Raw genomic sequence first — 16,057 nt, 5'->3', positions numbered from 1 at the left:
TGGCCGATGACGCGCAGCGGCCACCGGTGGTCAGCCCTCGAGCACGTTGTCCGCCTGGTGGGTGAACCAGACCGCCCCCAGCGGCGGTACCACCACGGAGGCGCTCTGGCGCAGGCCGTTGTTCGAGACCTCCTCGGTGTGGACCTCGCCCAGGTTGCCCCACTCACCGGAGCCGTCGTAGATCTCGGCGTCGGTGTTCAGGACCTCCTTCCACACTCCGGGCATCGGCAGGCCGATGCGGTAGTTGGCGTGCGGGACGGGGGAGAAGTTGAGCACCGCGGCCAGGGCGTTGCCGCTCTTGTCGAACCGGACGAAGCTGAAGATGTTCGCGGCCGCGTCGTCTGCGTTGATCCAGCGGAACCCGGCCGGGTCCTGGTCCAGCTCCCACAGGGCCGGGGTGGCCTTGTAGATCGCGTTCAGGTCCTTGACCAGCTCCTGCATGCCGTGGTGGCCCCAGTGCGGCTGGGCCAGCCAGTCCACGCCCTGCTGGTCGTTGAACTCGCCGCGCTGGGCGAGCTCGCAGCCCTGGAAGAGCAGCTGCTTGCCCGGGTGGGACCACATGAAGGCGTAGTAGGACCGCAGGGTGGCGAACCGCTGCCAGTCGTCCCCATGGATCTTGCCGAGCATCGATCCCTTGCCGTGCACGACCTCGTCGTGGCTGATCGGCAGCACGAAGTTCTCCGAGTACTGGTAGACCATCGCGAAGGTCATGTTGTTGTGGTGGTACTGGCGGTGGATCGGCTCGTGCCCCAGGTAGCGCAGCGTGTCGTTCATCCAGCCCATGTTCCACTTGAACCCGAAGCCCAGGCCGCCCTGGTCGACCGGCTTGGTGATGCCGGGGAAGGAGGTGGACTCCTCGGCGATCATCACGCAGCCGGGCTCACGCTCGTACATGTGGCGGTTGGTGTAGCGCAGCAGGTCGATGGCCTCGAGGTTCTCGTTGCCGCCGTACTGGTTGGGCACCCACTGGCCCTCCTCGCGGGAGTAGTCCAGGTAGAGCATGGACGCCACCGCGTCGACGCGCAGGCCGTCGACGTGGAACTCGCTGAGCCAGTAGAGCGCGTTGGAGACCAGGAAGCTCTTCACCTCGTTTCGACCGAAGTTGAAGATGTACGTGCCCCAGTCCGGGTGCTCGCCCAGGCGCGGGTCCTCGTGCTCGTACAGGGCGGTGCCGTCGAAGCGGCCGAGCGCCCAGGCGTCCTTCGGGAAGTGGCCCGGGACCCAGTCCATGATGACGCCGATGCCGGCCTGGTGCAGCCGGTCGATCAGGAAGCGCAGGTCGTCCGGGCTGCCGTACTTCGACATCGGGGCGAAGTAGCCGGTGACCTGGTAGCCCCAGGACCCGGAGAACGGGTGCTGGGCCAGCGGCATGAACTCCACGTGCGTGTAGCCCTGCCACTTGACGTACTCGACCAGGTCCTCGGCGAGTTCCTGGTAGGTCTTGCCGGGCTTCCAGGAGCCGATGTGCACCTCGTAGATGCTCATCGGTTCCTGCCAGAGGTGCGACTCGCGGCGGCGTTCCATCCAGCCGTGGTCGTGCCAGGGGTAGTTGTCGACGGTGACGATGGACGCGGTGTTCGGCGGGCCCTCGGCCTTGCGGGCCATCGGGTCGGCCTTCTCGTGCCACTGGCCGTCCGCACCGAGGATCTTGAACTTGTAGAGTGCCTCCTCGCCGACGCCCTCGACGAAGGCGCCCCAGCAGCCGGATCCGGGGATCAGCTGCATCTGCTGGGCGCCGTGCTGCCAGCCGTTCCAGTCGCCGACCAGGTGGACCTCACGGGCGTTGGGCGCCCAGACGGCGAAGCGGGTGCCGTGCAGCGTGCCTCGCTCGTCGTCCTCGACGGTGCACAGGTGGGCCCCCAGCCGGCGCCACACCTCAGTGTCGCCGCCCTGGTGGAACCCCTCGAGGTCCCACCCCGTCAGCCCTCCAAAGTAGTCATGCATGGCGTTACTTCTCCTCATGGATCGGTGACTGCCCGTCGTTGGTGATCGGCGACGGTGAGACGAGCTCCGCGACCGCGCCGAGCGGGATGGATACCCAGTCGGGACGGTTGCGGATTTCATAGACGACTTCGTACACGGCCTTGTCGGCCTCGTACGCTCGCAAGACTGCCAGATCGAAGCCCGTCGGGGTGCCCTGGTGGTACGCCTCGAGGAACGAGTCTCGGCAATTCTGCCGCCACTGGCGCGGCGTGAGCCCTGGTCCGGCGGAGCCGGGGTCACCGGCGGCGGCCGCTGCCCTGGTGCGGAGCTGGGCGCCGGTCGCGGCCGCGTAGTCGAAGGAGCGGAGCATGCCCGCCACGTCGCGCCACGGCGAATCGGGGGCCCATCGCTCGGTGAGCGTCTTGAGCGGCTCGCCCTCGAAGTCGATCACGCGCCAGCCGTCGGGGGTGCGCAGCACCTGGCCGAGGTGGAAGTCCCCGTGCACGTGCTGGACGTCCAGCACGTGCTCGTCCAGCGCCGCGAAGATCGCGCCCAGCCCCGTGCCGTACGGCAGCAGCTGCGGTGCGATGCCACAGGTCTGGTCGAGCCGCTCGCCCATCCGCGCCCCGATCGGGCCGGCATCGACCCGGGCGGTGGGGAAGTGCCGGGCCAGCCCCTCGTGGACCTCGCGCAGGGCACGTCCGAGGGCGGCGGCCTCCGTGGCGAAGTCCTCCCCGGCGGTGCAGGCCGCGCAGGCCAGGTCCCAGCCGTCCTCGGCCTCGCGGAAGCGCTCGACCAGCATGGCGAGGTCGGCGGTCGTCTCGTCGGTGCCGTGGCGCCAGTGGCCCTCGGTCCAGCCGTACAGCACCGCGGTGGAGCTGGCGTTGTCCTTGCCGAGGGCCGCGTGCACCGCGATGTCGAGGTTGTGGCCCGCTTCCAGCCGCCGGAAGACCTTCAGCATCAGGGCGTCGCCGAAGAAGACCGACGTGTTCGACTGCTCCCCGCGGAACGGGTGGGGGGAGAGGTCGGTGTGGGGCAGCTCGACCAGTGAGTGGTGCCTGATCGTGCCACCCGGGGTCGGGTCCGGCTTCTCGGCGGTGGAGATCGCGGCCAGCACCATCGCCATCGCCTCCGGGTCCTGGGTCGCATCCGCGACCTCGAGCGGCTCACGGCTGTCGGTCACCCGGCGATCGGCGCAGGTTCCGTACGAGCCGGGCGCGGGGGCCCGGCCCGGGTGCCTGACCGCCAGCAGGAACTGGTAGGTGTCGACGTCCGCGGGTCGCACGTCGTCATGCCCGACGGTGACCAGCACGGGACGGACGCCGACCAGGCCGGTGCCCTCGTCGGCTCCGGGACGGCCCGGGCCCTCGCCGTACCACGGCAGCGCGGTCACGGCGATGATGCGCAGCGGCCGCCCCTTGCCGGCGTACCACCGGGCCGAGCCGAGGGCCCGCGTCGCGAGGTCATCGAAGCTGTCGACCACGTGCTGCCTCCTGGGGGTTCTGTCCATCATGGCGTCGGGACCCGCCGCTGTGGGCGTGTTCGCGATGTGTTCCCGGCGACACCGCCGGAGCCGCCATCACGACCGGCGGCAGTTGTTCCTGCTCCTCCAGCACCAGCCAGCTGAAGCCGTGGCCGGGCAGTTGGATGGTGTACGGCTCGGTGCCGATCCTCGGGTGCACCTCGTCGCGGGCCAGGTGCCGGGGCGTACGGCCCGCATAGGCAGACAGGTCCAGGCTGACGGACTGGGGCTCGGGGGAGAGGTTGTTCAGGCACAGCAGCGTCTCGTGCGCGTCGTGGCGCAGGAAGGTGAACACCGCGGTGTTGTCCCCGCCCAGGTCGGTGAAGTCGCCGGTCCCGAAAACCGGATGGGCGCGGCGGATCACCAACATGGCCCGGACCCACTGCAGCAGCGAGCCCGGATCCATCATCTGCGCCTCGACGTTGACCATCGAGCGGTCGTACTCCGGGTCCACGATCAGCGGTAGGTAGAAGTCCTTCTCCTCCGCCGTGGAGAAGCCGGCGCCGGGGGCGTCGCGCCACTGCATCGGGGTCCGTACCCCGTCCCGGTCGTGCAGCCAGATGTTGTCGCCCATCCCGATCTCGTCGCCGTAGTAGAGGCACGGGGAACCGGGCAGGGCGAGCAACAGGGCGTGCAGCAACCGGATCCGGGTGTGGTCCCCGTCGACCAGGGGGGCCAGCCGGCGACGGATCCCGATGTTGCACTTCATCCGCGGATCGGGGGCGTACTCGTTCCACATGTACTCGCGGTCCTCGTCGGAGACCATCTCCAGCGTCAGCTCGTCGTGGTTGCGCAGGAACGTCCCCCACTGGCATCCCTCCGGGATCGGCGGGGTGTCGGCGAGGATGTCCGAGATGCAGGTCCGGTCCTGCTGGCGCAGCCCCATGTAGAGCCGCGGCATGACGGGGAAGTGGAAGGCCATCTGGCATTCGTCCCCATCCCCGAAGTACTCCACCACGTCGTGCGGCCACTGGTTCGCCTCGCACAGCAGCACCACTCCCGGGTAGTGCTCGTCCAGCTCGCGGCGCACCGCCTTGAGCAGGTCGTGGGTGCCGGGCAGGTTCTCGCAGTTGGTCCCGTCCTCCTCGACCAGGTAGGGGACCGCGTCGAGCCGGAACCCGTCGATGCCCATGTCGGCCCAGAAGCGCAGCGCCGACAGCATCTCGTCGAGGACCCGGGGGTTCTCGAAATTGAGGTCGGGCTGGTGGTGGTAGAAGCGGTGCCAGAAGTACTGGCCGCGCACTTCGTCGTAGCTCCAGTTCGACGGTTCGGAGTCCACGAAGATCACCCGCGCGTCGAGGTACTCCTCGGCCTCGTCGCGCCACACGTAGTAGTCGCCGTACGGACCCTCGGGGTCCCGGCGCGACTCCTGGAACCAGGGGTGCTGGTCCGAGGTGTGGTTCATCACGAAGTCGATGACGATCCGGATGCCTCGCTCGTGGGCGTTGTCGACGAACGTACGGAAGTCGTCGAGCGTCCCGAGCTCGGGCATCACCCCGCGGTAGTCCTTGATGTCGTAGCCGCCGTCCGCCAGCGGAGACGGGAAGAACGGCGGCAGCCACAGGCAGTCCACCCCCAACCACTGCAGGTAGTCGAGGCGATCTGCCAGCCCCGCGAGGTCGCCGATGCCGTCGCCATCGGAGTCCGCGTAGTTGCGGATCATCACCTCATAGAAGACAGCGGTCCTGAACCACTGTGTATCGGCTGCCGCCGTCATGGTCCCCCGGTCAGTCCTGGTGCTGTTCGGTCGAGATGACAGCCAGCACGTGCGCCGGCTGCTGCGGGGTGAGCCGCACGAAGTCGTGGGCCCCCCAGTCGAATTCCTGTCCCGTGAGCTCGTCGCGGACGCGGAGCTTGTCGGCCTCGCCCAGCCCGAACAGGCCCATGTCGAGGTGGATCGTCGACTCCTGGGTGTGCTGCGAGTCCAGGTTCACCGCCACGATCACCGCGTCGGCGTCGTCCCCCTCGCCGGTCCGCTTGATGTAGGCGATGACCTGCGGGTTCTCCGAGTTCTGGAACTGGATGTTGCGCAGCCGCTGCAGGGCCGGGTGGGCCTTGCGTGCGGCGTTGAGCTTGCCGACGAGCAGCTTCAGGTTGGGCTGCTGGTCGTAGTTGCGCGGGCGGTACTCGTACTTCTCGGAGTTGAGGTACTCCTCCGACCCCGGGCGTACGGCCTCGTGCTCGAACAGCTCGTAGCCCGAGTACATGCCCCAGCTGGGCGAGAGCGTGGCCGCCAGCACGGCGCGGATGGTGAACGCCGCCGGGCCGCCGTACTGCAGGTACGCGTGCAGGATGTCGGGGGTGTTGACGAAGAAGTTCGGCCGCACCCACGCTGCGGTCTCGTAGGCCAGCTCGTTGACGTACTCCTCCAGCTCCCAGCGCTCGGTGCGCCAGGTGAAGTAGGTGTAGCTCTGGTGGAAGCCGATCCGACCCAGCGACTGCAGCATCGCCGGGCGGGTGAACGCCTCGGCGAGGAAGAGCACCTCGGGGTTGGTCCGGTGCACCTCGGCCAGCAGCCAGGCCCAGAAGTTCAGCGGCTTGGTGTGCGGGTTGTCGACGCGGAAGATCGTCACGCCGTGGTCGATCCACAGCCGTACGATCCGCAGGACCTCGTGGTAGATCCCCTCCGGGTCGCGGTCGAAGTTGATCGGGTAGATGTCCTGGTACTTCTTCGGCGGGTTCTCCGCGTACGCGATGGTGCCGTCGACGCGCTCGGTGAACCACTCGGGGTGCTCCTTGGCCCAGGGGTGGTCCGGCGAGGCCTGCAGGGCCAGGTCGATGGCGACCTCGACGCCGAGCTCCTTGGCCCGACCGACGAACCTGTCGAAGTCCTCGAAGGTGCCCAGGTCGGGGTGGATCGCGTCGTGCCCGCCCTCGGCGGAGCCCACCGCCCAGACCGAGCCGGGGTCGCCCGGCTCCGGGGTCAGGGTGTTGTTGCGGCCCTTGCGGAAGGCCTGGCCGACCGGGTGGACCGGTGGCAGGTAGACCACGTCGAAGCCCATCGCCGCGGCGTCCTCGAGCCGCTCGATCGAGCCGGCGAAGGTGCCGGAGTGCCACAGGCCGTCCTCGTCCTGGTAGGCACCCTGGGACCGCGGGAAGAACTCGTACCAGCTGGAGAAGAGGGCGCGCTCCCGGTCGGCGCGCACCGGGTACTCCGGGGACGGGGAGACCAGCAGGCGGGGCCCGTGCAGTCGCATCGCCCGGCGGACTCCGTTGCTGTCGATCAGCTCGACCAGTTCGTCGACGGGGCGCTCGGCCAGCAGGGCGATCGAGGCGCCGCGCAGGACCGCGGCGTCGGAGCGCTTGCCGGCCTGCTCGGCGCGGAGTGCCGCGCCCTCGAGCAGCAGCTGTCCCTCCGCGCAGACCAGGTCCACGTCGATCTTCTTGGTGAGCTTGATCTCGGCCGCGTGCAGCCAGGTGGCCCAGGGGTCGTCCCAGCCCTCGACGCGGAAGCGCCAGTCACCCTCGGTCGGCAGCGTGACCCAGGCCTCCCAGCCATCCAGCCCCGGCGTACCGGCGCGCTGCATGTCGGTCCGGGTCTCCTCGCCCTCCGGGGAGATGGTGATCACCGAGGCGCTGACAGCGTCGTGGCCCTCGCGGAAGATAGTGGCGCGGACCGGGAACGCCTCACCGGCCACCGCCTTCGCGGGGTAGGCGCCACCGGCAAGGACGGGGGAGACATCCGTCACCGGGATGCGCCCGAAGCGGCTGCCGACGGCAGGGGCCCCGGGCTCGACCGCGGACAGCTCGGTCCGGGGGGCCGGTGCCGCGGGGGTGTCGGCGGCGAACTCCTCGGGGGTGTGCCGGGCCGGGAACTTCCCTCCGGCGACCGGCGTGTCGGAGACCGCCGGTGCGGGGGCGTCGGCCGGTGCGGCCGCTGCTGTCGCCGGCGTCGTGCCGTCGGTCTCCGTGGCCGCGGCCGTGGAAGTGGACCTGCGCGCGGTCGTGCTCGCCTTCTTCGTCGCGGCCTTCTTGGCCGGGCTCTTCTTGGCGGCGGCCTTGCGGGTCGTGGCCTTGGCGGTCGGCTGCGGGGTGGTGGTCTCGTCTGAGGGCATCTCGGGAGTCACGGGTCCAACCTAGCGGGCCCCGAGGCCGGTGAACAGGAAGGGGGTCTGATCGGGCGGTCGGTGGCCCCGTGGCAAGTTGCGGCTCCGAGGTGCGAGACGGGTCGGCCGGGCCGATAGGCTGCATCCGTGCGAGCAATCCGACGATTCACGGTTCATCCCGTGCTGCCCGAGTCCCTCAAGCCCCTCGAGGAGTTGGCCCTCAACCTTTCCTGGTACTGGAACGGGCCGACCAAGGAGCTGTTCCGGGCGATGGATCCGTCCCTGTGGGAGTCCACGGGTCACGATCCCCGCAAGATGCTGTCCCAGATCGACGCCGGGCGACTCCAGTCGCTCGCCAAGGACACCCGGTTCACCCGACAGGTCGAGTACGCCCAACGGGACCTGCACGACTACCTGACCATGGACCGCTGGTACCAGAAGTACTCCGCGGACGTCGAGGACGCCCCGGAGCGGATCGCATACTTCTCCGCCGAGTTCGGTGTCTCCGAGGTGCTCCCGCAGTACTCCGGCGGCCTGGGAATCCTCGCCGGCGACCACCTGAAGGCGGCCTCCGACTCCGGGGTGCCGATCATCGGTGTCGGCCTCCTCTACCGGCACGGGTACTTCCGCCAGTCCCTCGACGCCCAGGGCTGGCAGCAGGAGCGCTACCCGCTCCTCGCGCCCCTGGACCTGCCGCTGACCCTGCTGCGCGACGCCGACGGCGAGGCGGTCACCGTCGAGGTGCCGCTGCGCCAGGAGACCTACCGGGCCCGGATCTGGATCGCCCAGGTCGGGCGTGTCCCGCTGCTGATGCTGGACTCCGTCGTGGAGGGCAACTCCGACGCCGCGCTCTCGGTGACCGACCGCCTGTACGGCGGCGGCGTCGAGCACCGGCTGGCCCAGGAGGTCCTGCTGGGCATCGGTGGCGTCCGTGCGCTGCGCGAGTACTGCCGCATCACCGGCGAGCCGACCCCGACGGTGTACCACGCCAACGAGGGCCACGCCGGCTTCCTCGGCCTGGAGCGCATCCGCGAGTACATGAACGACGGCATCGACTTCCCGACCGCCGTCGAGTACACCCGGGCAGGCTCCCTGTTCACCACCCACACCCCGGTGCCGGCCGGTATCGACCGGTTCCCGCGTGACATGGTGGTGGACCAGTTCCGCAACTTCGCTCCGCTGCCGCTGGACCAGATCATGGCCTTCGGCACCGAGGACTACGTCGGGGGTGACCACGGCGTGTTCAACATGGCCGTGCTCGGCTTCCGGCTGGGGCAGCGTGCCAACGGCGTCTCCCAGCTGCACGGCGAGGTGTCCCGGGAGATGTTCCAGGGCCTGTGGCGCTCCTTCGACGTCTCCGAGGTCCCGATCGGGTCGGTCACCAACGGCGTGCACCACAAGACCTGGATCCACTCCGGCCTGCTGGAACTGCTGGAGACCCCCACCGGTGACAGCGAGACCGTCATCGACGGCTACGACTGGTCCGCCCTGGACCGGGTGGACGACAACACCATCTGGAGCCTGAAGCAGCGGATGCGTGGCGAGCTGGTCAACATGGCCCGCGAGCGCCTCGCAGCCTCGATCCGGAACCGGGGACTCTCCGGCAACTCCGAGTGGGTCGAGCATGCGCTGGATCCGAACATCCTGACCTTCGGGTTCGCCCGCCGCGCCGCCTCGTACAAGCGCCTGACGCTGATGCTGCGCGATCCCGAGCGGCTCAAGAAGCTGCTGAACGACCCGCAGCGCCCGATCCAGATCGTCATCGCAGGCAAGGCGCACCCCGCCGACAACATCGGCAAGGGCCTGATCCAGGAGATGGTCCGCTTCGCCGACGCGGCGGACGTGCGCGAGCGACTGGTGTTCCTGCCGGACTACGACATGTCGATGGCCCGCCCGCTCTACCCGGGCTGCGACGTGTGGATCAACAACCCGCTGCGCCCGCAGGAGGCCTGCGGCACCTCGGGGATGAAGGCCGCCATGAACGGTGCCGCCAACCTCTCGGTCCGGGACGGCTGGTGGGACGAGTGGTACGACCCGAAGTTCGGGTGGGAGATCCCCTCGATGGAGAACATCGCCAACGCCGACCAGCGCGATGCGCAGGAGGCCGCGGCACTGTACGACATCATCGAGAACGAGATCGTCCCGCGGTTCTACGAGCGCGACGGCAACGGGCTGCCCACCAAGTGGATCCAGATGATCCGCGACATCACCTCGGGCCTCACCCCCAAGATCCTGGCCTCGCGGATGGTACGTGAGTACACCGAGACGATGTACGTGCCGACGGCGAAGGCCTCGGCCAAGATCGCCCAGGGTCGTACCGCGGCCGACACCGCCGCATGGAAGCAGCGGATCCGCGCAGCCTGGCCGCAGGTCTCGGTCTCGCGGGTCGAGGGGCTGGAGCAGAGCGCGATGTCGCTGGGCACTGCCCTCGAGATCAACGCCCTGGTCAACCTCGGCGAGCTCACCCCCGACGACGTCGACGTCCAGATGGTCGTCGGCGAGGTCGACGACGACGACGAGCTGCACTCGATCCGCACGATCACGGCCACCGCTGGCGAGGTGGTGGACGGAGCCCGTCGCTACCGGGCGACGATCGAGCTGGACCGGCCGGGTTCGGTCGGCGTGACCTGCCGGGTCGTGCCCAGGCACGACCAGCTGTCGAACATCGCCGAGATGGGCCTGGCCGCCCTCTCGACCGACTGACGGTCGGCGCGCCGACCGCAGGCGCGCCCCGCCGGACGACGGAGGCCGGCACCCCGCGGGGTGCCGGCCTCCGTCGTGGTCGGATCGTTGTTGCTGGGCCGTTGTTGCTGGGCCGTTGTTGCTGGGCCGTTGTTGCTGGGCCGTTGTTGCTGGGCCGTGGTGGCCGGACCGTCGGGTCTGGTCGGTCCTGCAGGACAGTCGGGCCCGGGCTCAGGCCTCCTCGGCCTCGTCGTCGGAGAGTCCGACCTGTCCCTCGGCGCCGACCGGGTCGACGTCCGCCAGGGCCTCGGCGGGCAGCAGCGCCTCGGGGCTCGGGAGGGTCACCGCCAGCACGGTCACCGAACGCCCGGGCAGGCCCAGTCCGGCCCCGTGGGGCAGCGGGCCGACCGGCAGCTCGTCGGGCTCTCCGGTGTGCGCGACGACGGTGTAGCTCTCGGCCCAGGGGGTGCCGGGCAGGGGCACCTCGGTCGGCTCCTCGCCGCCGTGCACCCAGACCAGGAACGCCTCGGTCTCGTCGGAGACGTACATGCCGAGGGTCCGGCGGGTACCGTCGCGCCAGTCCTCCTCGTCCATCTCCATCACGTCACCGTCGAACCAGGCGAGGTTCTTGCGTCCCAGGTCCTGGCCCTCCGGACCGAGGACCGGTTCGCCGTTGCGCCACTCCGAGGGCCGCAGCACCGGGTGGTCCGCCCGCAGCCTGGTGAGCGTACGCACCAGCTCGGTCACGTCGGCCCACTCCTCGGAGGTGTCCCAGTGCACCCAGGAGATCGGGGAGTCCTGGCAGTAGGCGTTGTTGTTGCCGATCTGGGTCCGGCCGATCTCGTCCCCCGCGGTGATCATCGGGACGCCGGTGGACAGCAGCAGGGTCGCCATCATGTTGCGGACCTGGCGGTGTCGCAGCGCGTTGATCTCGGGGTCGTCGGTCTCGCCCTCCACGCCGCAGTTCCACGACCGGTTGTCGTCGGAGCCGTCGCGGTTGGCCTCGCCGTTGGCGTTGTTGTGCTTCACGTCGTACGTGACCAGGTCGCGCATGGTGAAGCCGTCATGGGCGGTGACGAAATTGACCGAGGCATCGGGCAGCCGTCCGGAGTGCTGGAAGATTTCACCGGACCCGGACAACCGGGTGGCCAGTTCCTGCACCCCGTGCACGGCGCCACGCCAGAAGTCGCGGGTGTAGCCGCGGAACCTGTCGTTCCACTCGCTCCACCCGGGTCCCCAGGCGCCGACCTGGTAGCCGTACGGGCCCATGTCCCACGGCTCGGAGATCATCTTGATGTCGCGCAGCACCGGATCCGCGGCGACCAACTGCTTGAACTCGTGTTCCTGGACGACGTAGTGCTTGTCGTTGCGGATCAGCTCGGTGGCCAGGTCGAAGCGGAAGCCGTCCACGCCCATCTCGGTGACCCAGTAGCGCAGCGAGTCCAGCACCATCTGCAGCACGCCGGGCTGGGAGGTGTCGACCGAGTTGCCGCAGCCGGTCACGTCGTAGTCGTTGCGCATGTCGGAGGTGAGCCGGTAGTAGGCGCCGTGGTCGATGCCACGCCAGGACAGCGTCGGGCCCTCGTGGCCCCCCTCGCCGGTGTGGTTGTAGACCACGTCGAGGATCACCTCGATCCCGGCCTCGTGCAGGGCACTGACCATGGACTTGAACTCCGCCACCTGCTCGCCGCGGGTGCCGACCGAGCAGTAGGCCGCGTGGGGGGCGAAGTAGCCCAGGGTGTTGTAGCCCCAGTAGTTGACCAGGCCCCGGCCGATGATGAAGGGCTCGGAGACGAAGTGGTGCACCGGCAGCAGCTCGATCGCCGTCACCCCGACGTCCTGCAGGTGCTCGATCACCGCGGGGTAGGCGAGGCCGCCGTAGGTGCCGCGCAGGTGCTCGGGGACGGCCGGGTACAGGTGGGTGAGGCCCTTGACGTGGGCCTCGTAGATCACGCTCTCCGACAGCGGGCGACGCGCCGCGATCGGGGTGGGGGGCGCGGTGTCGGCGACCACGACGCTCAGCGGCACCGAGGCGAACGAGTCCATCGGGTCGGGCAGGTAGTCCGACTCGGCGGTGTGGTCCAGGATCGGGCCGGAGTAGTCGACGCCACCGGTGATGGACCGGGCGTACGGGTCCAGCAGCAGCTTGGCCGGGTTGTACCGCTCACCGGTCTCGGGGGACCACTCGCCGTGGACGCGGTAGCCGTACTGCTGGCCGGCCGGGACGCCGGGAACGAAGACGGTCCAGACGCCGTCCTCACCGCGGTCCATGTCGAAGTTCTTCTGGCTGCGGTCGAGGGCGGCGACGAGGGCCAACTCCACACGCGTGGCCCGGGGCGCCCACAAGCCGAAGCGGACACCGCCGTCGAGCATCCGCGCGCCGAGCACGCTGGAGTCGGTGGGAGCCGGAAGGGTGACGCCACTCATGACACGTCCTTAGATTCGGATGGGACAGTCGCGGGCCGGCGCCGTTGCCGTGGGATCGACTGGCCAAGAGCCATGCGAGAATACCGTACAGTTCTGTTTTCGGTCGAAAGGGACACGATGGACGTTCCACGTACGTACCTCGACCATGCCGCCACAAGCCCACTCACCGCGACCGCTGCCGCAGCGATGTGGGCGCGATCGGGCCTCGTGGGCAACGCCTCGAGCCTGCACGCCAGCGGACGCGCTGCCCGCCGCGTGCTCGAGGAGGCCCGCGAGGAGGTCGCCGCGGCCCTCGGTGCCCATCCTACGGAACTGGTGTTCACCTCGGGCGGGACGGAGGGGGACAACCTGGCCGTCCACGGGTCCTGGATCGCCCGGCGTGCCGCCGGCCCCGGCGAGCCGCACGGCCGCCCGCGCGTCCTGCTGAGCAGCATCGAGCACCACGCCCTGCACGACCTGGTCCCCGCCCTGGTCCGGGACGGGGCAGTGGTCGACCGGCTGCCGGTCCGTCCCGACGGCATCGCCGACCCGGCGGTCCTGGCCGGGGCGCTGGCCGGTGCGGCCGGGCGCGAGACCGCCGTGGCATCCCTGATGTGGGTCAACAACGAGACCGGCGCGGTCCAGCCGGTCCAGGCCCTCGCCGAGGCCTGCCGCAGCGCAGGCGCCTGGTCGCACTCCGACGCCGTCCAGGCGGTGGGGCACGTCCCCTTCGACTTCGCGGCCAGCGGGCTTGACCTGGCGACGGTCACGGCACACAAGGTCGGCGGCCCGGTAGGTATCGGCGCCCTGCTGGTCCGCCGTGGCGTGTCCCCGGCGCCGATCGTCTTCGGCGGCGGCCAGGAGCGGGGGATCCGTTCGGGCACGCTCGCGCCGGTGCTCGCCGTCGGATTTGCCGCTGCGGTGGTCGAGGCGGTGGCCCGGCTCGAGGAGCACGCCGCCCGATGGCGGCGCCTGCGTACCCGGCTGCTCGACGGACTGGCCGGACTGCCCGACGTACGCCCCCACCTGCCGGAGACCGCCAGCCCGTCCTTGGTCAACGTGGCCTTCCTCGGCTGCGAGGCCGACGACCTGCTGCTGCTGCTGGACGCCGCCGGCGTCGACGCCTCGGTCGGGTCGGCCTGCACCGCCGGGGTCAGCCGGACCAGCCACGTGCTGCTCGCCGCCGGGCTGGCCGAGGACGAGGCCCGCTCCACCCTGCGCTTCTCCTTCGGCGCCGAGACCGGCGAGGCCGACGTCGACACCCTGCTCCGGGTGCTGCCCGAGGCACTCGAGCGGGCCCGACGGGCCCGCGGCGCGACGTTCGGATCCAGGCGGTGAGGGCCCGCGCTACCATCGGTCGGCACCATCAGGGAGGAGACCGGCGATGAAGGTTCTGGCGGCGATGTCGGGCGGAGTGGACTCCGCCGTGGCGGCGGCACGGATGGTCGACGCCGGCCATGACGTCACCGGGGTGCACCTGGCACTGTCCCGCAACCCCCAGTCGTTCCGCACCGGGGCGCGGGGATGCTGCTCGCTGGAGGACTCCCATGACGCCCGGCGGGCGGCCGACGCGCTCGGCATCCCGTTCTATGTCTGGGACCTGTCCGAGGAGTTCCGGGTCGACGTGGTCGAGGACTTCATCGCTGAGTACCGCGCCGGGCGTACGCCCAATCCCTGCTTGCGCTGCAACGAGTCGATCAAGTTCTCCGCGGTGCTGGCCCGCGGGCTGGCGCTCGGCTTCGACGCCGTGGCGACCGGTCACTACGCCCGCCTGGTCCAGGGGCCCGACGGCGTCGAGCTGCACCGGGCGGTCGACCCGGACAAGGACCAGTCGTACGTGCTGGGCGTGCTGACCGCCGAGCAGCTGGCACATTCGCTCTTCCCGCTGGGCGACTCGCCCAAGTCGCAGGTGCGCGCCGAGGCCGCCGCCCGCGGGCTGACGGTGGCGAGCAAGCCGGACTCGCACGACATCTGCTTCATCCCCGACGGGGACACCGCCGCGTTCCTGGACCGCGAGCTCGGCACGGCCGAGGGCGCCATCGTCGACGCCGACGGCACCGAGGTGGGCCGGCACGACGGGGCCCACCACTTCACCGTCGGGCAACGCAGAGGGCTGCACCTGGGCATCCCCGCCCCCGACGGCCGCCCCCGGTACGTCCTGGACATCAGCCCGGTCACCAACACGGTGACGGTCGGGCCGCACGAGGCACTGGCGGTCGACACCATCACCGCCGGCCGGCCCAGCTGGGCCGGCCCGAAGCGTCCCGGCCGGTGGCGGGCCAGCGTCCAGGTCCGCGCCCACGGTGAGCCGCTCGGCTGCAGCGTGGAGGCGAGCGACGACGGCGTGAGGGTGTTGCTGGACGCTGCCGCGCACGGGATCGCCCCCGGACAGGCCGTGGTGCTGTACGACCAGGACCGGGTGGTCGGTTCGGCGACCATCGACTCCACCGCACATCGGGCCGCGGCATGAGCGTCACCCACAGCGGCGTCGGCTCCTGGCCCGGCGCGGACATGGCCGCCACCGTCCGCCTCACCCTGGGCGAACTGCCCACGGGCGCCTACCTGCCCGAACTGCCCGGGCGCGGGCCGGGTTCCGACATGGTCGGCCGCACGTGCGGTGCGATCCGAGCGCTCGCCTTCGACCTGCAGCCGGCCGGCTGGCGACTGACCGACGGCAGCTCGCTGGCCCAGCGCGGGGCCCGCTCGCTGCTGCGCCAGGACCTGGACGTGCTGGAGGAGCAGTCCCAGGGCTTCGCGGGCCCGCTGAGGGTCACCCTCACCGGCCCGTTCACCCTCGCCGCCGCCGTGGAGCTGCCCCGCGGGGGCCGGGTGCTGGGCGATGCCGGCGCGACCCGTGACCTGCGCGATGCGCTGGTGGAGGCCTCGGTGGACCTGGTCAGCCAGGTCCACCGCCGGGTGCCCGGCGCCGAGGTCGGCATCCAGTGGGACGAACCGCTGCTCGGATCGGTCCGCGAGGGCGCCGTCCCGACGGCGTCGGGCCTGCGCCGCTACCCGGCCTGGGGCGCCCACGAGACCTCCGAGCACCTGCGGGTGCTGGTCGAGGAAGTCGTCGCCCGGGGCACCGCCCGGGCCGCCACCCTGGTCCACTCGTGTGCCCGCCATGCCGGGATCGGTGACCTCGTCGCGGCCGGGATCGGCGGGATCGGGGTGGACGCCGACATGCTGGCGCGCCCCGACCTGGACCAGCTCGCAGCCCTGCTCGAGGGCGGGCTCGTGCTGCACCTGGGGGTGGCGCCCACCGCCGTGCCGGACGTGCTGCCGACCGTCGACGCGCTCGCCCGTCAGGCCCTCGGGGTGCTGCGCCCGCTGGAGCTCGGGCCGGCGATCGCAGACCAGGTGGTACTCACCCCCGCCTGCGGGCTGGCGGGCTGGACCGTACGTCCCGCGACCGAGCTGTTGCGCCGGCTCGGTTCCGCCGCCGCGATCGTGGACGAGGAGCTGGCCCGCTGAGCCTGGT

The 16,057-nt window shown here is 70.5% G+C and carries 9 protein-coding genes; 4 read left to right on the top strand and 5 right to left on the bottom strand.

The genetic code is table 11. The features are described 5' to 3' along the window. Nucleotides 1-30: 30 nt before the first annotated feature. Genes glgB through GA0111570_RS08800 form a run of 4 tightly spaced genes read right to left on the bottom strand, consistent with a single transcriptional unit; the run spans nt 31 to nt 7,512 of the window. Nucleotides 31-1,944 carry a 1,4-alpha-glucan branching protein GlgB gene (gene glgB, locus GA0111570_RS08815; protein WP_092609455.1) on the bottom strand — a complete coding sequence of 638 codons (1,914 nt, stop codon included), beginning with the start codon at nt 1,942-1,944 and terminating at the stop codon, nt 31-33. A 4-nt stretch (nt 1,945-1,948) separates the two neighbouring features. Further along, nucleotides 1,949-3,406, bottom strand: coding sequence for a phosphotransferase (locus GA0111570_RS08810; RefSeq protein ID WP_092609452.1), 1,458 nt, complete (start codon nt 3,404-3,406; stop codon nt 1,949-1,951). After that, the gene (gene treS, locus GA0111570_RS08805) at nt 3,387-5,162 is read right to left on the bottom strand and encodes a maltose alpha-D-glucosyltransferase (RefSeq protein ID WP_092609449.1); all 1,776 of its coding nucleotides are present in this window, start codon (nt 5,160-5,162) and stop codon (nt 3,387-3,389) included. The genes GA0111570_RS08810 and treS overlap by 20 nt, the downstream gene beginning before the upstream one ends. Nucleotides 5,163-5,172: 10 nt before the next feature. Further along, complete coding sequence (locus GA0111570_RS08800) at nt 5,173-7,512, bottom strand: alpha-1,4-glucan--maltose-1-phosphate maltosyltransferase (RefSeq protein WP_245703092.1); 2,340 nt, start codon at nt 7,510-7,512, stop codon at nt 5,173-5,175. 126 nt (nt 7,513-7,638) lie between these two features. Between GA0111570_RS08800 and glgP the strand changes: the two genes are divergently transcribed. Further along, a complete protein-coding gene (gene glgP / locus GA0111570_RS08795; RefSeq protein ID WP_092609443.1) occupies nt 7,639-10,194 on the top strand; it encodes an alpha-glucan family phosphorylase in 2,556 nt (851 codons plus the stop codon). Between the two features lie 210 nt (nt 10,195-10,404). On the opposite strand, the gene glgX is transcribed toward glgP, so the two are convergent. Further along, complete coding sequence (gene glgX / locus GA0111570_RS08790) at nt 10,405-12,600, bottom strand: glycogen debranching protein GlgX (RefSeq protein WP_092609440.1); 2,196 nt, start codon at nt 12,598-12,600, stop codon at nt 10,405-10,407. A gap of 117 nt (nt 12,601-12,717) precedes the next feature. On the opposite strand from glgX, the gene GA0111570_RS08785 reads away from it, so the two are divergent. The 3 genes from GA0111570_RS08785 to GA0111570_RS08775 are packed head-to-tail and all read left to right on the top strand — an operon-like array spanning nt 12,718 to nt 16,050. Then, a complete protein-coding gene (locus GA0111570_RS08785) occupies nt 12,718-13,917 on the top strand; it encodes a cysteine desulfurase family protein (RefSeq protein WP_092609437.1) in 1,200 nt (399 codons plus the stop codon). Between the two features lie 46 nt (nt 13,918-13,963). Continuing rightward, nucleotides 13,964-15,049, top strand: coding sequence for a tRNA 2-thiouridine(34) synthase MnmA (mnmA, locus tag GA0111570_RS08780; RefSeq protein ID WP_092609434.1), 1,086 nt, complete (start codon nt 13,964-13,966; stop codon nt 15,047-15,049). Beyond that, entirely contained in the window at nt 15,046-16,050 is a 1,005-nt protein-coding gene (locus GA0111570_RS08775) for a uroporphyrinogen decarboxylase/cobalamine-independent methonine synthase family protein (protein WP_092609430.1), read from the top strand. The genes mnmA and GA0111570_RS08775 overlap by 4 nt, the downstream gene beginning before the upstream one ends. Nucleotides 16,051-16,057: the final 7 nt, after the last annotated feature.

The sequence above is a fragment of the Raineyella antarctica genome, from assembly GCF_900092135.1.
Taxonomy (GTDB): Bacteria; Actinomycetota; Actinomycetes; order Propionibacteriales; family Propionibacteriaceae; genus Raineyella; species Raineyella antarctica.
This window is presented reverse-complemented; position numbering and strand designations above follow the sequence as displayed.